The organism is Bradyrhizobium betae (assembly GCF_050632175.1).
Lineage (GTDB): Bacteria > Pseudomonadota > Alphaproteobacteria > Rhizobiales > Xanthobacteraceae > Bradyrhizobium > Bradyrhizobium betae_B.
In genome coordinates, this window is record NZ_CP192576.1 from 2875610 (window position 1) to 2896639 (window position 21030).

Annotated in this window: 19 protein-coding genes and 4 pseudogenes; 9 read left to right on the top strand and 14 right to left on the bottom strand. The window is 64.9% G+C overall.

Going from position 1 to position 21030, the window contains the following annotated elements; translation table 11 throughout:
• Window positions 1-534 carry a DUF2244 domain-containing protein gene (locus ACQ86E_RS13930; protein WP_431205857.1) on the bottom strand — a complete coding sequence of 178 codons (534 nt, stop codon included), beginning with the start codon at window positions 532-534 and terminating at the stop codon, window positions 1-3.
• A gap of 22 nt (window positions 535-556) precedes the next feature.
• Here ACQ86E_RS13930 and nth point away from each other — a divergent pair.
• From nth to ACQ86E_RS13945, 3 genes and pseudogenes are all read left to right on the top strand, one after another.
• Window positions 557-1308 (top strand): annotated as a pseudogene (nth, locus tag ACQ86E_RS13935) (endonuclease III).
• 58 nt (window positions 1309-1366) lie between these two features.
• Entirely contained in the window at window positions 1367-2494 is a 1128-nt protein-coding gene (locus tag ACQ86E_RS13940) for an HlyD family secretion protein (protein ID WP_431205858.1), read from the top strand.
• Window positions 2481-4108: pseudogene (locus ACQ86E_RS13945) on the top strand (MFS transporter). The gene ACQ86E_RS13940 and the pseudogene ACQ86E_RS13945 overlap by 14 nt, the downstream one beginning before the upstream one ends.
• Before the next feature lie 155 nt (window positions 4109-4263).
• On the opposite strand, the gene ACQ86E_RS13950 reads toward ACQ86E_RS13945, so the two are convergent.
• From ACQ86E_RS13950 to ACQ86E_RS13965, 4 genes and pseudogenes are all read right to left on the bottom strand, one after another.
• Complete coding sequence (locus ACQ86E_RS13950; protein WP_431205859.1) at window positions 4264-5004, bottom strand: sulfate transporter family protein; 741 nt, start codon at window positions 5002-5004, stop codon at window positions 4264-4266.
• Between the two features lie 92 nt (window positions 5005-5096).
• Window positions 5097-5543 (bottom strand): nickel-responsive transcriptional regulator NikR, encoded by a 447-nt coding sequence (gene nikR / locus ACQ86E_RS13955; protein WP_431205860.1) that lies wholly within the window; start codon window positions 5541-5543, stop codon window positions 5097-5099.
• A 146-nt stretch (window positions 5544-5689) separates the two neighbouring features.
• Entirely contained in the window at window positions 5690-6499 is an 810-nt protein-coding gene (locus ACQ86E_RS13960; RefSeq protein WP_431205861.1) for an HAD-IC family P-type ATPase, read from the bottom strand.
• Window positions 6429-8216: pseudogene (locus ACQ86E_RS13965) on the bottom strand (heavy metal translocating P-type ATPase); the annotation flags it as partial. The gene ACQ86E_RS13960 and the pseudogene ACQ86E_RS13965, both read right to left, overlap by 71 nt.
• Here ACQ86E_RS13965 and ACQ86E_RS13970 point away from each other — a divergent pair.
• The gene (locus tag ACQ86E_RS13970; protein ID WP_007598521.1) at window positions 8203-8478 is read left to right on the top strand and encodes a metal-sensitive transcriptional regulator; all 276 of its coding nucleotides are present in this window, start codon (window positions 8203-8205) and stop codon (window positions 8476-8478) included. The pseudogene ACQ86E_RS13965 and the gene ACQ86E_RS13970 sit on opposite strands and share 14 nt — an antisense overlap.
• A 7-nt stretch (window positions 8479-8485) precedes the next feature.
• Here ACQ86E_RS13970 and ACQ86E_RS13975 read toward each other — a convergent pair whose 3' ends face one another.
• Window positions 8486-9466 (bottom strand): YiiX/YebB-like N1pC/P60 family cysteine hydrolase, encoded by a 981-nt coding sequence (locus ACQ86E_RS13975; RefSeq protein WP_431205862.1) that lies wholly within the window; start codon window positions 9464-9466, stop codon window positions 8486-8488.
• 191 nt (window positions 9467-9657) lie between these two features.
• On the opposite strand from ACQ86E_RS13975, the gene ACQ86E_RS13980 reads away from it, so the two are divergent.
• The gene (locus ACQ86E_RS13980; RefSeq protein WP_431205863.1) at window positions 9658-11055 is read left to right on the top strand and encodes a flavin monoamine oxidase family protein; all 1398 of its coding nucleotides are present in this window, start codon (window positions 9658-9660) and stop codon (window positions 11053-11055) included.
• Here the strand turns inward: ACQ86E_RS13980 and ACQ86E_RS13985 are convergent.
• The 4 genes and pseudogenes from ACQ86E_RS13985 to pheS all read right to left on the bottom strand — a co-directional run bounded on the left by ACQ86E_RS13985 (window position 11052) and on the right by pheS (window position 15951).
• Window positions 11052-11822 (bottom strand): sulfite exporter TauE/SafE family protein, encoded by a 771-nt coding sequence (locus ACQ86E_RS13985; RefSeq protein WP_431205864.1) that lies wholly within the window; start codon window positions 11820-11822, stop codon window positions 11052-11054. The two genes, ACQ86E_RS13980 and ACQ86E_RS13985, sit on opposite strands and share 4 nt — an antisense overlap.
• On the bottom strand, window positions 11819-14227 hold the full coding sequence (gene pheT / locus ACQ86E_RS13990; protein ID WP_431206473.1) for a phenylalanine--tRNA ligase subunit beta: 2409 nt from the start codon (window positions 14225-14227) through the stop codon (window positions 11819-11821). Before pheT ends, ACQ86E_RS13985 begins: the two co-directional genes overlap by 4 nt.
• A gap of 135 nt (window positions 14228-14362) precedes the next feature.
• A pseudogene (locus ACQ86E_RS13995) lies at window positions 14363-14869 on the bottom strand (endonuclease domain-containing protein); the annotation flags it as partial.
• Window positions 14869-15951, bottom strand: coding sequence for a phenylalanine--tRNA ligase subunit alpha (pheS, locus tag ACQ86E_RS14000; protein ID WP_431205865.1), 1083 nt, complete (start codon window positions 15949-15951; stop codon window positions 14869-14871). The gene pheS and the pseudogene ACQ86E_RS13995, both read right to left, overlap by 1 nt.
• A gap of 227 nt (window positions 15952-16178) precedes the next feature.
• Here pheS and ACQ86E_RS14005 point away from each other — a divergent pair, with 227 nt between their 5' ends.
• A complete protein-coding gene (locus ACQ86E_RS14005) occupies window positions 16179-16493 on the top strand; it encodes a hypothetical protein (protein ID WP_431205866.1) in 315 nt (104 codons plus the stop codon).
• Window positions 16494-16507: 14 nt separating this feature from the next.
• Here the strand turns inward: ACQ86E_RS14005 and rplT are convergent, their stop codons facing one another.
• Window positions 16508-16867 (bottom strand): 50S ribosomal protein L20, encoded by a 360-nt coding sequence (gene rplT / locus ACQ86E_RS14010; protein WP_431205867.1) that lies wholly within the window; start codon window positions 16865-16867, stop codon window positions 16508-16510.
• A gap of 89 nt (window positions 16868-16956) precedes the next feature.
• Window positions 16957-17157, bottom strand: a complete 201-nt coding sequence (gene rpmI, locus ACQ86E_RS14015) for a 50S ribosomal protein L35 (protein WP_008143958.1) — start codon at window positions 17155-17157, stop codon at window positions 16957-16959.
• Between the two features lie 274 nt (window positions 17158-17431).
• Here rpmI and ACQ86E_RS14020 point away from each other — a divergent pair, with 274 nt between their 5' ends.
• Window positions 17432-17836 carry a hypothetical protein gene (locus tag ACQ86E_RS14020; RefSeq protein WP_431205868.1) on the top strand — a complete coding sequence of 135 codons (405 nt, stop codon included), beginning with the start codon at window positions 17432-17434 and terminating at the stop codon, window positions 17834-17836.
• Window positions 17837-17899: 63 nt separating this feature from the next.
• Here ACQ86E_RS14020 and infC read toward each other — a convergent pair whose 3' ends face one another.
• Window positions 17900-18439: a translation initiation factor IF-3 gene (gene infC, locus ACQ86E_RS14025; protein ID WP_143846126.1), complete on the bottom strand. Its 540-nt coding sequence runs from the start codon at window positions 18437-18439 to the stop codon at window positions 17900-17902.
• Between the two features lie 245 nt (window positions 18440-18684).
• Here infC and ACQ86E_RS14030 point away from each other — a divergent pair, with 245 nt between their 5' ends.
• Window positions 18685-19485 (top strand): alpha/beta hydrolase, encoded by an 801-nt coding sequence (locus tag ACQ86E_RS14030; RefSeq protein WP_431206474.1) that lies wholly within the window; start codon window positions 18685-18687, stop codon window positions 19483-19485.
• Window positions 19486-19667: 182 nt separating this feature from the next.
• Window positions 19668-20135 carry a nuclear transport factor 2 family protein gene (locus ACQ86E_RS14035; RefSeq protein WP_431205869.1) on the top strand — a complete coding sequence of 156 codons (468 nt, stop codon included), beginning with the start codon at window positions 19668-19670 and terminating at the stop codon, window positions 20133-20135.
• 9 nt (window positions 20136-20144) lie between these two features.
• On the opposite strand, the gene ACQ86E_RS14040 is transcribed toward ACQ86E_RS14035, so the two are convergent.
• A complete protein-coding gene (locus tag ACQ86E_RS14040) occupies window positions 20145-20945 on the bottom strand; it encodes an acyl-CoA thioesterase domain-containing protein (protein WP_431205870.1) in 801 nt (266 codons plus the stop codon).
• Between the last annotated feature and the right edge of the window lie 85 nt (window positions 20946-21030).

The window sequence follows — 21030 nt, forward strand, 5'->3', positions numbered from 1 at the left end:
TCAGGTCACCGGGTTGTAGGTCGGGCCTCGCTTGGCGGCATTGAGCGCTTCAACCAAGCCATTGTAGAAACTTGCCTTTTCCTGCGGCCCCAAAAAGCCGGCGATGCGGAGCCGGCGGCCGCGGGAGATCAGATAGAGATGCTCGATGCCAAAATCCTCGTCGACTTCCATGTCGAGCCGGACCCAGAGCGGATTGAACGCCCATTCGACGACCTGGCCGCGGTGACTGACCCGCCGCACCCGCAGTTCTGACGGCGTAACCACGATCTCCTCGCTGGCGCGTGCCGCGCGGAAATTGACCTTGAAGGCCCACCAGATCACAAGCACGTCGAGGCCGAAGAAGCCGAACACCGGCCATGCGCCCATCATCAGGAAGACCAGGCCGGTGACGAAGCTGACCGCGCTCAGGAACAGCATCACGGCGAGGAAGCCAGTGCGGTTCAGCGAGCGGTGCGGCGTCAGCCGCGCGGAGAAGATCTGCGGTTCGCGCTGATCTTCAGAACTCTCTCGCTCAATTTCGTTGCCTGTGTTCATCGTCCCTCAGTATATCCCGATCATGGCGAAAATCACCCGCAAGCCGGCTCCGCGCAAAGCGGCAGTGCCGAAGAAAAGGCAAAGGCGGCGGTCGCGAAGCCGAAAGCCCCCGCAAGGCCATCACTGAAGGCTCCAAGGCCCTGGACTCCAGCCGAGGTCCGCGAGGTCTTCAGTCGTTTCCGCAAGGCCAACCCGGAACCGAAGGGCGAGCTCGAGCACGTCAATCCCTTCACGCTGCTGGTCGCCGTGGTGCTGTCGGCGCAGGCGACCGATGCCGGGGTCAACAAGGCGACGCGCGCTCTGTTCGAGGTCGCCGACACGCCGCAGAAAATGCTCGACCTCGGCGAAGAACGTCTGCGCGAATACATCAAGACCATCGGCCTCTACCGCACCAAGGCCAGGAACGTGATCGCGCTGTCGGCCAAGTTGCTCAGCGAGTTCGGCGGCGAGGTGCCGCGCACGCGTGCCGAAATCGAGTCATTGCCCGGTGCCGGGCGAAAGACGGCCAACGTGGTGCTCAACATGGCCTTCGGCGAGCACACCATGGCGGTCGACACGCATGTCTTCCGCGTCGGCAACCGCACTGGGCTTGCGCCGGGCAAGACTCCGCTCGAGGTCGAACTCGGGCTGGAAAAGGTGATCCCGGCCGAGTTCATGCTGCACGCCCATCACTGGCTGATCCTGCACGGCCGCTATACCTGCCTCGCGCGCAAGCCGCGTTGCGAGGTATGCCTGATCAACGATCTTTGCCGGTGGCCGGAAAAGACGGTCTGAGGCAGTATTCGCCGTCGTTCCGGGACGATGTGAAGCAAGTCTGTTTTGGGGTCATGTCGTGAGTCAACAGGAACAAGTCCCGTCGCCGCCACCTGCTGCCGCACCCGCGCCACCGCCGAAGCCGACGGCCAGCTCACTCTGGAGCCGGCTCGCGATCCCGCTGTTCGCCGTCATCGTCGCCCTCGGCTTCGTCGCGCTGGCGACACTGCGCTTCGACGAATGGGTCGGCAACGCGGTAATCCAGACCACCAATGATGCCTATGTGCGCTCCGAGCTGACGCGACTGTCGAGCCGCGTCTCCGGCGAGGTGCTGACCGTCGCGGTGACCGACTTCCAGCGCGTCAAGGCCGGCGATCTCCTGATCCGGATCGATCCCGCCGATTACGAGGCGCAGGTCGCACAGTCCGAGGCCGCAGTCGCAGCAGCGCAAGCGGTACTCGACAATCTGAGCAACCAGGTCGAGCTGCAATATGCGACGATCGCGCAGGCCCAGGCCGCGCGATTGTCGGCGGAAGCGCTGGAAGTCGAAGCGAGACAGGAACAGGAGCGCCAGCAATCTCTGACGCAAACTGAATCCGGCACCCGGCAGCGCTTCGAGCAGGCGGTCGCCGGCTATGCCAAGGCGCAGGCCGATGTCAGGGCGAGCCGCGCCGTGATCGCGGCCCAGCAGCATCAGCTCGAGGTTTTGCAAGGCACCAAAAAGCAGCGCGCTGCGGATGTCGAGGCTGCAAAGGCGACGCTGGCCATCGCCAAGCTGAAGCTCGGCTATACGCAGATCACCGCGCCGTTTGACGGTGTCGTCGGCGAGCGCCAGGTGCAGCCCGGCGATTACGTCAACATCGGCACCAATCTCATCAACGTGGTGCCGTTGCCAAAGGTCTACGTGATCGCGAACTACAAGGAGACCCAGCTCACGCACGTCGCACCGGGCCAGCCGGTCGAGATCACCGTCGACAGCTTTCCGCGCGAAAAACTGCGCGGCAAGGTCGAGCGTATCGCGCCGGCGACCGGCGCGCAGGTCGCGCTGCTGCCGCCGGACAATGCCACTGGCAACTTCACCAAGGTCGTGCAGCGCATTCCCGTGCGCATCCAGTTCGACGGCAATCAGCCGTTGCTGACGCGGCTGGTGCCGGGCATGTCGGTTGTCACCAGCATCGACACGAAGGCCGGCAATGGCGCAAAGTGACGACGCCGGCCGTGGACCTCTGTCGCGCGGCGGCGTCGCGCCACAGCCGCTGTTCGCCGTTGCCGCGGTGCTGCTCGGCTCGTTCCTCGCCAATTTCGACAGCCGATTGACCTCGGTCGGCCTGCCCGATCTGCGCGGTGCATTTGGACTATCGTTCGACGAAGGCGCCTGGCTCTCCACCGCCGGCATCGGCTCGCAGATCCTGATTGCGCCCGCGGTGGCCTGGCTTGCGACCGTGTTCGGCCTGCGGCGCGTGCTCGGTATTCCGAGCCTGATCTACGCCGCCGTCTCGCTGATCATTCCCTTCGTCCACGATTACCCGACGCTGCTGGCGCTCAGCGTCGTGCATGGCCTTTGCTCGGAACCTTCGTGCCGGCGACGCTGATGATCGTGTTCCGCAATCTGCCGATGCGCTGGTGGCTGCCGGCGATCTCGCTCTATGCGATCCGTGTCGGCTTTGCGCTGGACACGTCGACCTCGCTGGTCGGCTTCTATGTCGACCATCTCGGCTGGCAATGGCTGTACTGGCAAGGCGTCGTGATCGCGCCCCTGATGGGACTGATGGTCTATCTGGGCACGCCGAGCGAACCGGTCAATCGTGCGCTGCTGCGCGAGGCCGATTGGGGCGGCATGCTGCTGCTCGGTGCGGGAGTCTCGATGATCTATGCCGGCCTCGACCAGGGCAATCGGCTGGACTGGCTCGGTTCCGGCACGGTCATGGCGTTGCTGGTCGGCGGTGCGGCGCTGTTCGTGGCCTTCCTCGTCAACGAGTCGCTGGTGCGCCAGCCCTGGGCGCATGTGAACGTCCTGTTCTCGCGCAATATCGGGCTGTCGCTGGTCGTGATCCTGCTCTACACGCTGACGTCTCTTTCAAACTCATCACTGGTGCCGAACTTCCTCGGCAATATCGGCCTGCTGAGGCCGGAACAGAGCGGCCAGTTGCTGCTCACCTATGGCGCGCTGCCGATGTTCGTGCTGGTGCCGATCTCGATCTGGCTGCTCCGGCATTTCGACGCCCGGGCGGTGGTGGTGCTGGGCTTCGCCTGTTTCGCCGCCGCCAATCTCTGGGGCACGCAGCTCACCCACGATTGGGCGCGCGAGGATTTCATCGGCATCGTGCTGCTGCAATCGGTCGGCCAGTCGCTGACGCTGCTGCCGATCATCATCATGGCACTGTCGAATTCCGATCCCAGCCGCGCCACCTCCTTTGCCGCCTATATCCAGATCATGCGGCTCGGCGGCGCCGAGATCGGCGTCGCGCTGATGGGGACCTGGCTGCGCGTTCGCGAGCAGATCCATTCCTACTATCTCGGCCAGCACATCGTCACCGGCGACATCGATGTGGTGCGGCTGTTGAAGCAGCTCGCCGATCGCTTCGCGGCCCATGGCGCGGGTCTCGCGCCGGCGCGCGCGGTCGGAACGCTCGCAGGCTTCGTGCAGCGCGAGGCCAATGTGCTCGCCTATATCGACGGCTTCTGGCTGTGCTTCTGGCTGGCGATGGCCGCGCTCGGCTTCGTCGCGCTGATCACCCGCGCGCCGCCCGGCCCGTTTACGCCGGCGCCGTTCGGTTTCGCCAAGACGGTGTTGCGCAAATGCGGAATGCGGATCGCGTAGCGCCCGGAAACCTCTCCCGCTTGCGGGAGAGGTCGGCACGCAGTGCCGGGTGAGGGTTCTTTCCTCTGGGGGATTGTCTCATCGTGGAGACACCCTCTCCCCAACCCTCTCCCGCAAGCGGGAGAGGGAGCGCACCGCCCGCGTGGATCGTGTGATCACCGCATCTGCCGCGCCGGCTCGATCAGCTCGGGCCGCGGCCCGGACAGGCGCTTGTGCATGTGGACCATGAAGGCCATCGCAAAGATCGGCGTCGCCAGGTTCAGGATCGGGATCGAGACGAAAGCAGCGATGAACAGACCGGCGGTGAAGATGGTGGCGGCATTGTCGCGCCGCATCGCCTTGGCTTCCTCCGGGGAGCGGAAGCGCATCGCTGCAAGCTCAAAATATTCCCGGCCGAGCAGCCAGGCGGTGGCGAGGAAGAAGATCAGGAAGCCGGCGCCGGCAAAAAGCACCAGCGGCAGCGCGGCGAGATAAACCAGGATCGTCAGCAGCGCGGTCTTGACGCCTTCGAAGATCGCCTGGTTGATGGGCAACGCGACGCCGGGCCGCTCGGCGGGATAATGTTCGCGCTCGACGATATCGGCGACGTCGTCGACGAACAGGCTCGCCACCAGCGAGGTGATCGCCGGCATCAGAAACACGGCCCCGAACACGACGCCCAGGCCCGCGGCGATCGAGACGATCCAGGACAAAACCTCAAGCGAATTGTGCCAGCCCGGTCCGAGCAGGCCCTCGAGCCAGACCTCGCCATAGGTCGCAAACCAGCTCAGCAGCCGTTGCAGTCCGATCGCCAGCACGATGATGAGCACCAGGGCAAGCCCGATCGATCGCCACAGGATCGAGCGCATCGGCGGCGAGATCATTTGCGACAGCGCCTTGACGGCGGCATCCAGCATGGGAGTTCCTCTCACGAAATCACCCGCGAGAGGTAGACATGCCGGGCCGGTTCGGCAAGGGAGGTCGGCCGCTGGTTTGGAGCGACGCGGCGCTAATCATGCCGATGTCCGTGCTTCCTTGCCTTCGCCGACTTGCCTTCACCCGTTGGAATCATCATCACACGCCCATAGCGCACGCCGCGCTCGGCGATAATGTGGTCGGCGAAATGCTTGACCTCGCCGGCATCGCCGCGCAGTGCCGTCATCTCCATGCAATTGTTATCGTCGAGATGAACATGCAGCGTCGCCAGCGCGAGGTCATGATGGCCGTGGAATTCCTGAACCAGCCGTTTTGAGAGATCGCGCGCGGCATGGTCGTAGACATAGACGAGGCCGGCGACGCAGGGGCCGCTCTGCGCTGTGTCCCCGGTCGACTGCTGAAGCCCGGCGCGGGCGAGGTCGCGGATGATCTCGGAGCGGTTCTGGTAACCGCGCGCTTGCGCCGCCGCATCGATCTCCGCCAGGAGATCGTCCTCGATCGTGATCGTAATCCGCTGCATCAGGTGGTCTCCGCGTGCCTCGCCTCTGTCCGTTGAACCGTAGCCCGGATGAAGCGAAGCGCAATCCGGGACAGCGCCGATATGTCGTCAGAACCCGGATTGCGCTTCGCTCCATCCAGGCTACGCGATATCTTATCGCATCGTCCTCACAGGCGCATCGTACGCAGTCGCAGCGCATTCCCGACCACGCTGACCGAGGACAGCGCCATCGCCGCCGCGGCGATGATCGGCGACAGCAGCACGCCGAACGTCGGATAGAGGATGCCGGCGGCGATGGGAATGCCGGCCGCGTTGTAGATGAAGGCAAAGAACAGGTTCTGCCGGATGTTGCTCATCGTCGCCTGCGACAGTTTTCGCGCGCGGACGATGCCGGTGAGATCGCCCTTCAGCAGGGTCACGCCCGCGCTTTCCATGGCCACATCCGTGCCGGTACCCATGGCGATGCCGACCTCGGCAGCCGCCAGTGCTGGCGCATCGTTGACGCCGTCGCCGGCCATCGCGACGCTGCGGCCAGCTTTCTGCAGCTTGGTCACCACCGCGCTCTTCTGGTCCGGCAGCACCTCGGCCTCGACGTCGGCGATGCCGAGACGGCGCGCGACGGCTTCCGCCGTGGTGCGGTTGTCGCCCGTCAGCATGATCACCTTGATGCCCTCTGCCGCGAGCGCTTTCAGCGCCTCCGGGGTCGAAGCCTTGACCGGATCGGCGATCGCGAACAGGCCGGCAAGCGCGCCGCCGACGGCCATGTTGATGACGGTCGCGCCGTCGCCGCGCAGGCGCTCGGCCTCGGCATCCAGCGTCTTGGTGTCGATGCCGATCGACGCCAGATATTTCGCATTGCCGAGCACGATACTCCGGCCCTCGACCGTTCCGGTCGCACCCTTGCCCGTCGGCGAGATCGAATTGCTCGACCTGGCCGAGCGCGAGCTGCCTTTCATTGGCTGCGCGCACGATGGCATCGGCCAGCGGATGCTCGCTGGCGCGCTCGACGCTGGCGGCGATGCGGAGGATGTCATCCTCGGCGAAGCCCGCCGCCGGGACGATCGCAACGACCTTGGGCTTGCCCTCGGTCAGCGTCCCGGTCTTGTCGACCACGAGCGTGTCGATCTTCTCCATCCGCTCCAGCGCTTCGGCGTTCTTGATCAGGACGCCGGCCTGCGCACCCCGGCCGACACCGACCATGATGGACATCGGGGTCGCCAGGCCAAGCGCGCAGGGGCAGGCGATGATCAGCACGCTGACGGCGGCCACCAGACCGAAGGCCAGCCGCGGCTCCGGCCCGAACCAGGCCCATGCGGCAAAGGCGATGACGGCGACGGCGATCACCGTCGGCACGAACCAGCCCGCGACCTGATCGGCGAGGCGCTGGATCGGCGCGCGCGAGCGCTGCGCGTCCGCGACCATCTGCACGATCTGTGACAGCAGGGTCTCGCGTCCGACCTTGTCGGCACGCATGATGAAGCTGCCGGACTGGTTCAGCGTGCCCGCGATCACCTTGGCGCCGGCCTCCTTGGTGACCGGCATGGACTCGCCGGTCACGAGCGATTCGTCGAGCGCGGAGCGGCCTTCGAGCATGATCCCGTCGACCGGCACCTTCTCGCCGGGGCGGACGCGCAGGTGATCGCCGGCGTGAAGCGTGTCGATCTCGACCTCATGCTCGCTGCCATCAGCCTCGACGCGCCGCGCGGTCTTCGGTGCAAGCTGCAACAGCGCCTTGATCGCGCCCGAGGTGGCATCGCGTGCGCGCAGCTCCAGCACCTGGCCAAGCAGCACCAGCACGGTGATCACGGCCGCGGCTTCGAAATAGACGGCGACCGCGCCGCCATGGCCGCGGAAGGTCGCGGGGAAGATCTGCGGCGCGATGGTGCCGATCAGGCTGTAGACATAGGCGACGCCCGTACCCATCGCGATCAGCGTGAACATGTTGAGATTGCGGGTGAGCAGCGATTGCCAGCCGCGGACCAGGAACGGCCAGCCGGCCCAGAACACCACGGGGGTCGCGAAGACGAGCTGGATCCAGTTCGACAGAGTCGGGTCGATCCAATTGTGCGGGCCTGCGAGGTGGCCGCCCATCTCCAGCACCACCGCCGGCAGCGCGAGCGCGCCGCCGATCCAGAACCGCCGCGTCATGTCGGCGAGCTCCGGATTTGGTCCCGTCTCCAGGCTCGCGACCTCCGGCTCCAGCGCCATGCCGCAGATCGGGCAGCTGCCGGGTCCGACCTGTCGGATCTCCGGATGCATCGGGCAGGTGTAGATCGTGCCCGCCGGCATCTCGGGCTCGGGCGCCTTGTCCTTGGTGAGATACTTTGCGGGATCGGCGGCGAATTTGGTGCGGCAGCCGGCCGAGCAGAAATGGAAAGTCTCGCCGTGATGCTCGAAGCGGTGCTTCGACGTCGCGGGATCGACCGTCATGCCGCAGACGGGATCGAGAACTTTTGCGGCGCCGTGGTCATGTTGCGTGTGGCCGGCGTGAGCGCCGTGTCCGCCGCAGCATGACGAGGCTGCGGGCTGGGGAGGCGTGGCGGCCTTGGCGGCACAGCCGCATCCGGCCTGTGTGTCTCCGCCGGCCTTGTGATGATGTTTGTGGTCCGCGTCGTCCATGCCCATGCTCCGTCCGGCGTCCGGTCTTGCAACCCATACCCGGTAGGGGTATATAGACCCCATGCGCAAGGACATCAAGGCATCCGTCGGAAAACGTCTCGGCCGGATCGAGGGCCAGGTTCGCGGCCTCTCGAAAATGGTAGAGGAAGACCGCTACTGTATCGACATCGTGACGCAGATCTCCGCGGTGCGCGCCGCCTTGCGACGGGTCGAGGAAGAGGTCTTGAAGGACCACGTCGCTCATTGCGTCGAGCACGCGATCGCCAGCGGCGACAAGGCCGACCAGCGCGAGAAGATCGCGGAATTGATGGCCGTGATTGGTCGCGCGGAGCGGTAGGCCAGGGCTACGCCGCGATCTCGCTTGCGTGGCTGCGACGCTGTGCGCGGTATGCCGCGAGGTCGTTCAGCAGCACGAAATGTTCGGAGACGGTGGTGTTCATCGCCGCAGCCGCCTCACGCATCACTTGCTCAGCCGAAACCTCAGCCGGCGCTTCTTCGTCAAGCGCTTCAGGAACGAGCGGCGGCGCCAGGAACGTTTCTGGAAACACCCCGAATGAGCCCGCTACCTCCTCGAGCGGCTTTTGCTTGTCGGCCCAGTGCAGTGCGGTGTAGTCGAAGCCGTGCACGATGGTGGGTTTGACCACTTCGAAATAGGGCGAGATGTCGAAGTCGCGGGGCATGTAGAGCGAGGAATCGCGGATGTGCAGGATCTCGCGGCGCGCGGCGCGGCTGCCGGCCTTGGTGATCTTCGGCAGGATCGGATAGCGCACGGCGTCGAAGGCCTGCGCGATCAGCGCCGAGCAGATGATCTTGGTCGGATCGCCCGACCCGATCGCGATCATGCGCCGCCGCCAGCGCTGCGGAATCGGCAGCGGAAACAGGAAGCGCATCAAATCGATGATGTTCTTGGTGTCGTAACCGAAGCCGATGCGGTTGATCGCATAGCGGCAGACCGTGGTGCGGTCCTCGTAGGACAGTCCGACTGGCCGGCAGACGCGGGTGTGATAGGGGAAATATTTCGACAGCGGCGCCGAGGTGACGCCCTCGCCGATATTGGCCTCGATCAGCACGTGCGGCTCGCCGTCGGGCTCCATGGCGCCTTCGACAGGACCGACATAGAGCGCGCCGTGCGACCAGGTCGACTGCGTCAGATATTTGATGATGCCGGAGATGCGGTTGTTGCCCTCGACCAGCAGCACGTCGCCGGGCTCGATCACGCCGCGCAGATGCTCCGGGTCGCTCGGCGTGAACGGCTCATAGCCCGGCACCTCCTTCGAGAGGTACGCGGCAATCAGCTTGCCGACTGAGTCGAGGACCGTCCCCATTTCAAACTCCCCCACGGCCTTTTCCGGCCGTCTTTTTCCCTTCTGTATCATGGTCTAAACGTGTTGCAATTCGGTTCATCAGTCTGTGAGATCAAGCACGATTGATTCACCATGATGGTTGCCGTGCAGCGCAAGATACAGCAAGGTTCGCGGGCTGTTCCCGTTCGCCGCAAGTTCCCGGAAACCATGCCATGACAATCACCCGCCGTGGTTTCCTGTCGGCGTCCGCGGCTGTTGCCGCGCTGCCGGTGCGGCGCGCAACGGCAGCACCCCTGCCGCGCGACGTCGACATCGTCGTGATCGGCGCGGGGGCGGCCGGAATTGCTGCGGCTCGGCGCATCATGGCGGCCAATCGCAAGGTCGTGGTGGTCGAAGCCGCCTCGCAAATCGGTGGCCGCTGCATCACGGACAACACCACCTTCGATGTGCCGTTCGACCGCGGCGCGCGCTGGATGCACAATCCCGACACCAATCCGATGATCCGTCTGGGGCGCAGCGTCGGGCTCGACGTGCTGCCGGCGCCGTCCGGTCAGAGGATGCGCATTGGCCGCCGCAACGCACGCGCGGGCGAGACCGAGGAATTTCTGGCGGCGCTGGTCCGTGCCAACCGCGCCATCGACGACGCCGCGCGCGGCAAGCTCGATACCTCCTGCGCGTCGGTGCTGCCGAAGGATCTCGGCGACTGGACCGGCGCGGCCGAATTCATGCTGGGCGCGGGCTTTGCCGGCAAGGACTTGAAGGAGCTGTCGGCGATCGACAAGGCGCGCGCGCAGGACCGCAACGCCGCAATCGCCTGCCGCCAGGGGCTGGGCACGCTGATCGGCAGGCTCGGCGAGCAAGCGCCCATCGCGCTGTCGACGCCGGCGAGCCGCATCGTCTGGAGCAATCGCGACGTCAGCGTGGAGACGCCATCCGGCAAGATCTCCGCCCGCGCCGCCATCATCACGGTCTCGACGAATGTGCTGATGTCGGGCGCGATCAAGTTCGGCCCCGATATTCCCAAGCGGACCCTCGATGCTGCGTCGAAGCTCACCCTCGGCAGCTATGATCACATCGTGCTGCAGCTGCCGGGCAATCCGCTCGGCCTGTCGCGAGACGATATCCTGATCGAGCAGAGCAACTCCACGCGCACGGCGCTGATGCTCGCCAACATCGGCGGCTCCTCGCTGTGTTCGATCGATATCGGCGGCTCGTTCGGCCGCGACCTCTCCGAGCAGGGCGAAAAGGCGATGACGGCTTTCGCCAGGGAATGGATCACGAAGCTGTTCGGCAGCGAGGCCGCGGCCGCGGTGCAGAAAACCAGCGCGACGCGCTGGAACGCCTCGCCCTACGTGATGGGCGCGATGTCGGCGGCTTCACCGGGCGGCCAGTTCTCGCGAAAGATATTGGGCGAGCCGATCGGCAATTTGTTTCTCGCCGGCGAAGCCACGCACGAGACGCTGTGGGGCACGGTCGATGGAGCCTGGGAAAGCGGCGAACGCGCCGCCGACGCGGCCCTGCGCAAGATCGGAGCGCTCAAGGACGAGCCGGCCGATACGCCGACGCAGTCGACGAAGAGGCGCCGCACGCCGCGCCGGCAAGGCAATTAACGTAAAATCCCGTCCAGCACCGGCAGCCCGGTGATCACCGCCATCGCGATCAGGGCGTAGCAAATCCTGCGAAAGACCGTCTCGCTGGCGCGGCCGAACAGCGAGGCGCCAAACGCGACGCCGATCGCATAGACCGGCCCGACGATGAGCGAGAGCAGCAGCGATTCGCGGCTGATCAGGCCGGTCGTCGCATAGCTGACCAATGAGAAAAAATCCGAGGCGCCGAAGAACAGCACGATGTTGGCGCGCGCGACGATCGGTGCGATCGGGCGGCCGAGCCAGTAGCCGACGATCGGCGGGCCGCCGGTTTGCGCGAGGCCGCTGCAGAAGCCCGACAGGCCGCCGATGCCGACCGAGAGCCAGGCATGGTCCTTGCCGCGGTAGCGCCAGCCCGACAACAGCAGAAGCAGGAGCGCGGCGACGAAGCCCGAGATGATCCAGCGCGTGGTCACGGGTTCGAGCACGCTGAGGAAATAGGTGCCGATGGGCACGCCGACCAACGCGCCCAGCACGATCACGGCGGTGGCCTTGCGGTCGGCCTTCCGCCACGCGTCGGGCAGCAGGGGTGCTGCCGCGATGAAGTCGATGACGAGGAGAAGCGCGGCGACCAGCCGGGGCGCAGCGATGCTGCTCGCCAGCGGCATGAAGATCAGCGCCGAGCCGAAGCCCGAGAAGCCGCGCGCGGTACCTGAGACGAAAGCGACGGCGCAGAGCGCCATCGCGATGGTGAGGCTGACGTCCTTTGGGAGAAGGTCAGTAAATGTCATCCCCGCAGAGTGCCGCCGGTCTTCTTCGTCACCTCTGCGACGATCTTGGCGGCGACGGCCTCGATCTCCTGATCGGTCAAGGTCTTCTCGCGCGGCTGGATCGTCACCGCGATCGCGACCGACTTCTTGCCGTCGTCGATGCCCTTGCCCTCGTAGACGTCGAAGACGTTCACGGCGGTGATCAGCTTCTTGTCGACGCCCTGCGCGGCACGAACGATATCGCCGCCCTTCACGCTGCGGTCGACGATGAACGCGAAATCGCGCGACACCGGCTGGAAGGCCGACAGCTCGATCACAGGCTTGGCGCGGGTCGGCTTCCTCTTAGCCTCGGGAACGCGGTCGAGAATCACCTCGAACACCATCAGCGGGCCGTCGGCCCCGAGCGCCTCGAGCGCGCGCGGATGCATTTCGCCGAAATGGCCGAGCACGTTCTGCGGTCCGATCTGGATCGTGCCGGAACGCCCGGGGTGCAGCCAGGCGGGTCCGCCGGCCACGATCTGCAAGGCCTGCATCGGCGCACCGGCGGCGGCCAGCACCGCCAGCGCATCGGCCTTGGCGTCGAACACGTCGGCCTGCGCCGAACCCGACCAGTGGCGGCCGAGACCTTCCGAGGATGCAAAGCCGCGGCGCACGCCGCTTGCCGCCATGAACTGATCCTGCGGCCGATCGCCCTTGAACATCTGGCCGACTTCGAACAGTGCGACATCGCCAATGCCGCGATCGGCATTGGCCTGCGCCGCCGCGATCAGGCCGGCGAGAAGGGTCGGGCGCATGTCGGACAGATCCGATGCGATCGGGTTGGCCACTTCCAGCTCGCGCTGGCCGCCGCCGAACAATTCTGCCGCGGGCTTGGTGATGAAGGACCAGGTGACGGCTTCGATGATGCCGCGGCTCGCAAGCGCGCGCCGGGCGCGGCGGGTGCGCAGCTGCAGCGGCGTCAGCACGGGCTTTCGCGCATCGGCGCCGCGCTCGAACGGCGTCATCGGCACCTTGTCGACGCCATAGATACGAACGACCTCCTCGACGATGTCGGCCTTGCCGTGCACGTCGGTGCGCCAGGACGGCACGGCGACCTTCACCACGGGGCCGGGGCCCGCCATCATGAAGCCGAGATGGCTGAGGATGCGCTTCATCTCCGGCTGCGGCACCTCGATGCCGGAGAGACGCTTCACCTCGGTGACCGGAAAATCGATCACGCGGTCGTCGCCAAAGGCCTTGCCGACAACGACGTTCTCGGACGGCGTGCCGCCGCACATCTCCATCACCAGCCTGGTCGCGAGCTCGAGCCCGGGGACCATGAAGGCCGGATCGACGCCGCGTTCGAAGCGATAGCGAGCGTCCGAGTTGATGCCGAGCTTGCGACCGGTCTGGGCGATGTTGATCTCGTTCCACAGCGCCGATTCGATCAGCACGTCGGTGGTGTCTTCGTCGCAGCCCGAGGCCTCGCCGCCCATGATGCCGGCGAGCGATTCGACGCCATGCTCATCCGCGATCACGCAGATCGCGGGATCGAGATTGTAGGTGCGGCCGTCGAGCGCGAGCAGCGTCTCGCCGTCGCGGGCGCGGCGCACGACGAGGTTGCCCTTGACCTTCTTCGCGTCGAACACGTGAAGCGGACGCGCGCGGTCGTAGGTCATGAAGTTGGTGATGTCGACTAGGGCGTTGATCGGACGGAGCCCGATCGCGGTCAGCCGCTTCTGCAGCCATTCCGGCGACGGGCCGTTCTTGACGCCGCGCACCAGCCGCAGCGCGAAGCCCGGGCACAGCGCGGCATCCTCGACCGTGACCTTCACCGGGCACGGGAATTCGCCCTTGATCGGCTTGATGGTGGGGTCCTTGAATTTGCCCATGTCGGCGGCGGCAAGGTCGCGCGCGATGCCGTGTACGCCGGTGCAGTCCTGCCGGTTCGGCGTCAAATTGATCTCGACCACGGGATCACCGAGCGCGGCCCATTCGGCATATCCGGCGCCAACAGGTGCGTCCGCGGGCAATTCCATGATGCCGTCATGGTCGTTGGAGATCTGCAGTTCGGCGGCCGAGCACAGCATGCCGCGGCTCTCGACGCCGCGAATGGTGCCGACGCCGAGCGTGATGTCCTTGCCTGGAATGTAGGTTCCGGGCGGCGAGAACACGCTGACGAGCCCGGCGCGCGCATTCGGCGCACCGCACACGACCTGCACTGGGGCAGCACCGTTACCGGTATCAACCATGCAGACGCGTAAGCGATCCGCATTCGGATGCTGCTCGGCCGAGATTACCTTGGCAATGGTGAAAGGCTTCAGCGCCTTCGCCTTGTCCTCGATGTTCTCGACTTCGAGCCCGATCATCGTGAGCTTGTCGGCGAGCTTTTCCAAGGGCTCGTCGGTGTCGAGATGGTCTTTCAGCCAGGAGAGGGTGAATTTCATGGCTGCTTTTTCTCCGCAGTGACGGTCTGCTCCCTCCCCGCTTGCGGGGAGGGTTGGGGAGAGGGTTCTCTCCGCAATGGCAGTGACGATTATTTCGAGAACGCCGGCACGATTGCTCATGACGTCGAGATTGCTGAAGCGAAGGACTTTGAAGCCCGTCGCTTCGATTGTGGTAGAGCGACGCGCATCAGCGCGCTCTCCTTCGTCCGAGAAGTGCTGGCCGCCATCGAGCTCTATGACGAGCTTCGCGGCGTGGCAGATGAAGTCGGCGACGTAATTCTCGACCGGGACTTGGCGGCGAAAGACCGCGCCATTCAATCGACCAGCGCGCAGCTCCGACCAGAGGATGCGCTCGGCGTCGGTCGAATTCTGCCTGAGCGCGCGTGCATTGGCACGCAGCCCGGCCGCCACTTTCCAGTCCGGATGCTTGGGATCAACCATCGGTAACCCCATTGCGGAGAAACCCTCTCCCCAACCCTCCCCGCAAGCGGGGGAGGGGCTCGACCTGTCGAGCCGAAGGAGAATACGTCCCCACGAATTGAAAGCCACGCCCGCTTTCCATCCATCCCCTCCCCCGCTTGCGGGGAGGGTTGTCTCCGCAACGGAAACGGAGAGAGTTCTCGCGTGTCCGGTCCAGAGCATCACGAGCTCAGCCCTCCCGCCAGCGTCGGCACCTCGAGCGGCTTGAAGCCGTAATGGGACAGCCAGCGGACGTCGCTGTCGAACAGCTGGCGCAGGTCGGCGATGCCGTATTTCAGCATGGCGATGCGGTCGATGCCCATGCCCCAGGCAAAACCCTGGTACTCGTCGGGATCGATGCCGCAGGCGCGCAGCACGTTCGGATGCACCATGCCGCAGCCGAGAATCTCGAGCCAGTCCTCACCCTCGCCGAAGCGGATCTCGCCCTTGTCGCGGCGGCACTGGATGTCGACTTCCAGCGACGGCTCCGTGAACGGGAAGAACGAGGGACGGAAGCGCATGTTGATGTTGTCGACCTCGAAGAACGCCTTGCAGAACTCGTGCAAAATCCATTTGAGGTGGCCAAGATGCGAGTGCTTGTCGATGACGAGACCTTCGACCTGGTGGAATTGCGGCGTGTGGGTCGCGTCCGAATCGATGCGATAGGTGCGGCCCGGGCAGATCACGCGGATCGGCGGCTTCTGGCTCAGCATGGTGCGCACCTGCACCGGCGAGGTGTGGGTTCGCAGCAGCATGCGTGAGCCGTCTTCCTTCGGATGGAAGAAGAACGTGTCGTGCATCTCGCGCGCGGGATGGCCTTCCGGGAAGTTCAGCTTGGTGAAATTGTAGTCGTCGGTCTCGATGTCGGGGCCTTCCGCGACCGAGAATCCCATGTCGGCGAAGATGGTCGTCAGTTCGTCCCAGACCTGGCTCAGCGGATGGATGCGGCCGGCATCAGTCGGTGTGTCGCGCAGCGGCAGCGTGACGTCGACGGTCTCCGATGCAAGCCGCGCATCGAGCGCCGCCGACTTCAGCACGTCGCGCTTTGCCGCGAGTGCCTGGGTGACCTCATCCTTGGCCTGGTTGATCGCGGCGCCTTGCGTCTTGCGCTCCTCGGGCGACATCTTGCCAAGCGTTGCCAGAAGCGCGGAGATGGAGCCCTTCTTGCCAAGCGCGGCGACGCGGACGGCTTCGAGGGCTGCTTCGTCGCCGGCGGCGGCGATCTGTGCGAGGATGGATGGGACGAGACTGGCGAGGTCGGACAAGGTCGGATCCTTTCAAAAGGCTGCCGGTTGTGGCCGCAGCCGGGTCGGAACGTCAAGCCGAATAGCCGGCGCAAATGCAGGGCATTTGAGCCGTATCGGCATGGCCGGCATCTACCCCGACGAAGGAGCCGAGGATGCGTCTACGATCCTGCCTGGCCGGTATGGCCCTGGTTCTCATGGCAAGCGTGGCTCACGCCGCCGAGGAATGTCCGGCCAAATCCAATGCGATGGACGACATCAAGTCGGCCCTCAACGCGGCGCCGGGCTGCGACCGCGCCATGACGCTGTTCGAGGCCTGCGCATACGGCGCCAGTGGCGACGTTCAGTTCGGGGAGGTCGTCGAGAAAAAGTGCGAGGCGGATTTTCTCGGCCGGCTGAAAACGCCGCAGAAGCTCAGCTATCAGCGCGAGTTACGGGTCTGCGACCGGAAATACCGGAATAAGTCCGGCACCATGTATATTTCGGCAACAGCCTTCTGCCGGGCGGAGGTCGCCCAGCGTTACTCGCGGCGCGCGCTGAAGGCCGGCCAAGCCGGCCGTTAGCACGCAAGCCTGGCTCAGGCGGCTAGCGCGGCCTTCGCCTTCTCGGCGATTAGCTGGAACGACGCAGGCTCGTTGATCGCGAGATCCGACAGCACCTTGCGGTCCACGGTGATGCCCGACTTGGCGAGGCCGTCGATAAATCGGCTGTAGGTCAGGCCGAACGGACGGACGGCAGCGTTGAGGCGCTGGATCCAGAGCGCGCGGAACGTCCGCTTCTTGCGCTTGCGATCGCGGAAGGCGTACTGCTGGGCCTTCTCGACGGCCGGCTTGGCGGTGCGGATCGTGTTCTTGCGGCGGCCGCGGAAACCCTTGGCGGCCTTGTAGACTTTCTTGTGCTTGGCGTGGGCGGTCACACCGCGTTTGACGCGAGACATGACAAAATCCTTCAGAGATGACTTGGTTTTTCGGATCGCCGCGAACAACGCGGCGCGGATGGCAATGATCTTGGAGATCGCGGACGCGATCAGGCGTTCGGCAAGAAGTACTTCTTGACGTTGTCGCCGTCGGTCTTGAACAGCACGGCGGTGCCGCGGAGCTGACGGATCTGCTTCTTCGTCCGCTTGATCATGCCGTGACGCTTGCCGCGATGGGCGAACATCACTTTGCCGGTGGCAGTCACCTTGAAGCGCTTTTTGGCGCCCGATTTGGTCTTCAGCTTGGGCATTTGGCTCTCCTAATGGCCAACGAAACGCGCCCGCGAAGGCGGCTTGGCCGTCAAAATGCTCGTTAGAGCGTTGATTGTGCTCAGGTTTCTACGAACAAGCGCGAAACCCGCACGAAACACCGCCACGGCAGCCCTTAATCAGCCGGGCGATGAAGGCCGGGCTTATGACAGAGAACGGGCGAATTGGCAACGATGAACCGGTGAAACCTGGCGACCGACTATTCGGCATTGCTACCATCCTTGTCCCAGTCGTGTCGCTTGAAGCAGGACCAAAATGGCTCATTTCTGGCAGTTGATTTCGTCTTTCGCCACTCTCGCCCGCCCACGCCGCCTGGCGCTGCTTGCCGTGGTTGCGGCCGCCTTGCTGCCCACGACCGCCGATGCCCGTGTCGGCGGTTATGACGGCATCTGGAATGTCACTTTCGCCACCACGCGTGGCAATTGCAGCTCCGGCTACAGCGTCCCGTTCACGGTGACCGGCAGCCGGGTCTCGTCGGCCGGTGGCGGCCGCGTTTCCGGCACGGTCCGACGCGGCGGCGCCGTCGCGGTTCAGGTCTCGGTCGGGGCGTCCCACGCCAGCGGCGGCGGCCGGCTCGCCGGTGTGGCCGGCGCCGGCTCCTGGAAGGGCATCATTTCCGGCGACCGCTGCAGCGGCACCTGGCAAGCGACAAGGACCTGACAACAAAACGGCCCGCCGGAGAGCCGGACGGGCCGTTGAATTCTCAACCTTAAAGAGCCTGCGTCAGCGCGGCGCCAGCACCATGACGACCTGGCGGCCTTCGAACCGTGCGTCCTGCTCGACCTTGGCGAGCTCGGCAACGTCGGTCTTGATCTTGTCGAGCAGCTTGGTGCCGATCTCCTGGTGCGCCATTTCGCGGCCGCGATAGCGCAGCGTGATCTTGACCTTGTCGCCCTCTTCGAAGAAGCGCTGCATCGCGCGCATCTTAACTTCGTAATCGTGGTCGTCGATCATCGGGCGGAGCTTGATCTCCTTGATTTCGACGATCTTCTGCCGCTTGCGGGCTTCGGCGGCTTTTTTCTGGGCGGAATACTTATACTTCCCGTAGTCCATGATCTTGCAGACGGGAGGGCTGACGTTTGGCGAGATCTCGACCAGATCCATACCGGCTTCCTGAGCCATGCGGATGGCCATGACGGTCTCGACCGTGCCTTTGTTGTCACCGGTCTGATCGATCAGCTGGATCTGCGCATTGCGAATATCATCATTGATGCGCGGCCCGTCTTTGCTGGCAACGGGCGGGGCTTTATTGGGACGGCGAATGGGTGGTTCTCCAAAGTTGTGAAAGAGGCGGCTACTGTGCAGGAAGATAGGTTTGCCGGCAAGCAATTCGCTCGGGCGGGAGGCGAAATAGCCTCAAATGCGAGGCATTTCGGTCACGCCCGTCGGCACGCTGACGGACATAGACACCTTGCTTCTGTTCCGCAAGCGTCCCAAAGGGCCAATCCCGGGCCGCACCGCAGAACATGCCCGGACAGCTCAAACTGCACAGCCGGAGTAAACGTTCCATGACCGATGCCATTTCCGACGCCGTGCCCGACTTCATCGATGTGGGCCAGGGCCCGTCCGCGCGCAGGGTCGCGGTGCGCAGCCGTCCCGGAAAGGGCCCCGGGCTGGTCTGGCTGGGTGGATTCAAATCGGATATGCTGGGCGGCAAGGCCGTGGCACTGGACGGCTGGGCCAAAGACCATGGCCGCGCCGTGGTCCGGTTCGACTATTCCGGCCATGGCGAATCCAGCGGTGATTTCGCTGACGGAACCATCGGACGCTGGCTCGAGGACAGCGTCGCGGTGGTCGAGCGATTCTGCGACGGCCCGCAAATCCTGATCGGCTCCTCCATGGGCGGCTGGATGGCGCTGCTGCTCGCCCGCGAAATCAGGAAGCGGCAAGAGAAACAGCAAGCCAAGGCATCGCTGGCGGGGCTCGTGCTGATCGCGCCGGCGCCCGACTTCACCGAAGAGCTGATGTGGAAGAATTTCTCGCCCGAGGTGAAAAAGGAGATCGAGACCAAGGGTTTCTGGCTGCGGCCGTCGGATTATGGCGACGGCTCGCCATATCCGATCACGCGAAACCTGATCGAGGAGGGGCGCAACCACCTCGTGCTCGGCAGCGCGATCGATCTCGGTTGTCCCGTCCGCATCCTGCAGGGCGCGCAGGACCCAGATGTGCCCTGGCAACACGCGTTCGCGCTGACCCACCGTCTGCCCGCCGACGATGTCGTGCTGACCATGATCCAGGACGGTGATCACCGCCTGTCCCGCCCGCAGGACATCGCGCGCATTCTTGCCGCGGTGGCCGAGATCGGGTGATCTTGTTTCCTTCCCCCTTGTGGGGGAAGGTGGCGCGAAGCGCCGGATGAGGGTTTCTCTCCGCGCTCTCGATGAGAGTTTGCGGAGACAGACCCCTCACCCAAGTGAATGCGTGTCAACGAGCGGAGCTGCCCTCTCCCACAAGGGGCGAGGGCACAACAACAAGCACCGGGAGAAAGCCGATGACCACCACCGCCATGCTGCGCGCCTTTTGCGACGCTGTTGAACAGCGTAACGGCAAAGCGTTCGCCGAGCTGTTCACCGAAGACGGTGTCTATCATGACGTCTTCTACGGTGCCTTCGAAGGCCGGACAAAGATCGCAGCGATGGTCGATGACTGGTTCTATCGCACGGCGACCGATTTTCGCTGGGACATGCATGACCCCGTCACCGACGGCACCACGCTCTATGCGCGCTACACCTTCAGCTACAAATCAATCCTGCCGGAAGCGAACGGCGCGCGGGCGATGTTCGAGGGCGTGGCGATCATGACGCTGAAGGACGGCAAGATCGCCTGTTATCACGAGGTCGCCAACACCGCGCCGGCCTTCATCGATCTGAAGTTCGCGCCGGAGCGTATTGCCAAGATCGTCGCCAAGCAGGGCGCGGAACTGAAGGCGCGGCCGGAGATGCAGCGGCATTTGGTTTGACGACTCGCCCTACGGCGGCGGTGACAGCTTCGCCATCGGCTTGCGCTGCGCCAGCGCTGCGACCGTGGCGGTGCCGATCGGGCCCTGCTCGTCATAGAGCCAGCACTCGCCGATCGCGACGCCGTCGGTGGCCTGGTGATTCACCACGTCGAAGCCGATCCAGTTCGTCACCGGCAGCCGGTGCAGATAGATCGTCACGTCGCTGTTGATGTAGCCGAGGCCCTTGTCGCCGGCATTGGCAAACGGGCTGGCAAAATCGGCGCCGACGGCAACATGGACGAACGGCGTCATCGGCACGCCCGCAACCAGCTCGCGCACCTCGCTCATCCAGAGCTTTCGCGGGCCGAGCGAGCCCATGTGGCCGACGATCGGCCGCGTCGTCCATTTGCCGTTCATGCCGAGCCGGGGATCGGTGGGCTTGGGAATCTCTGAGGGCTTCGGCACGTCCCAGTTCGGCGGCGACCAGACGTTGCCATCAGGGTTTTGCGTCCGCCGCAGCAACTGGCAGGACGCGCGCGCCATGCTGACGCCGCCGGAGACGAATTCCGCCTCGACCACACGGATGCGCAGCCCGTCGCGCACCAGGCGCGTCGTCACCTCGATCGGCTTATCGATCGTCGGCAGCCGGAACATGTCGACCGTGAGCCGTGCCGGCACGAATTCAGGCCCGGAATGGCGCTCCTCGATGGCAAAGCCGAGCAGACCGACGATGACGCGGCCGTGCAGCGATTTCGGATCCCACGGACCATTGGCGACTTCCGTCGGGTGGAATGAGTCGCCGTCGCGGGTGAAGAAAGGCATGTTTGTCATGATGCGCGAGATTGAAGGAAGCTGTGGGGAAATCAAGGGTGGCGAGAGCGTGAGCGGTCGCCACAACAACGGTGTCATTCCCCGC

Bases quoted from the DNA above. Each gene is read 5' to 3' on its own strand.
- ACQ86E_RS13930 (WP_431205857.1), bottom strand. From the start codon at position 534: ATGAACACAGGCAACGAAATTGAGCGAGAGAGTTCTGAAGATCAGCGC.
- ACQ86E_RS13950 (WP_431205859.1), bottom strand. From the start codon at position 5,004: ATGCTGGATGCCGCCGTCAAGGCGCTGTCGCAAATGATCTCGCCGCCG.
- nikR (WP_431205860.1), bottom strand. From the start codon at position 5,543: ATGCAGCGGATTACGATCACGATCGAGGACGATCTCCTGGCGGAGATC.
- ACQ86E_RS13960 (WP_431205861.1), bottom strand. From the start codon at position 6,499: ATGCCATCGTGCGCGCAGCCAATGAAAGGCAGCTCGCGCTCGGCCAGG.
- ACQ86E_RS13970 (WP_007598521.1), top strand. From the start codon at position 8,203: ATGCGCAAGGACATCAAGGCATCCGTCGGAAAACGTCTCGGCCGGATC.
- ACQ86E_RS13975 (WP_431205862.1), bottom strand. From the start codon at position 9,466: ATGGGGACGGTCCTCGACTCAGTCGGCAAGCTGATTGCCGCGTACCTC.
- ACQ86E_RS13980 (WP_431205863.1), top strand. From the start codon at position 9,658: ATGACAATCACCCGCCGTGGTTTCCTGTCGGCGTCCGCGGCTGTTGCC.
- ACQ86E_RS13985 (WP_431205864.1), bottom strand. From the start codon at position 11,822: ATGACATTTACTGACCTTCTCCCAAAGGACGTCAGCCTCACCATCGCG.
- pheT (WP_431206473.1), bottom strand. From the start codon at position 14,227: ATGAAATTCACCCTCTCCTGGCTGAAAGACCATCTCGACACCGACGAG.
- ACQ86E_RS14005 (WP_431205866.1), top strand. From the start codon at position 16,179: ATGGACGACATCAAGTCGGCCCTCAACGCGGCGCCGGGCTGCGACCGC.
- rplT (WP_431205867.1), bottom strand. From the start codon at position 16,867: ATGTCTCGCGTCAAACGCGGTGTGACCGCCCACGCCAAGCACAAGAAA.
- rpmI (WP_008143958.1), bottom strand. From the start codon at position 17,157: ATGCCCAAGCTGAAGACCAAATCGGGCGCCAAAAAGCGCTTCAAGGTG.
- ACQ86E_RS14020 (WP_431205868.1), top strand. From the start codon at position 17,432: ATGGCTCATTTCTGGCAGTTGATTTCGTCTTTCGCCACTCTCGCCCGC.
- ACQ86E_RS14030 (WP_431206474.1), top strand. From the start codon at position 18,685: ATGACCGATGCCATTTCCGACGCCGTGCCCGACTTCATCGATGTGGGC.
- ACQ86E_RS14035 (WP_431205869.1), top strand. From the start codon at position 19,668: ATGACCACCACCGCCATGCTGCGCGCCTTTTGCGACGCTGTTGAACAG.
- ACQ86E_RS14040 (WP_431205870.1), bottom strand. From the start codon at position 20,945: ATGACAAACATGCCTTTCTTCACCCGCGACGGCGACTCATTCCACCCG.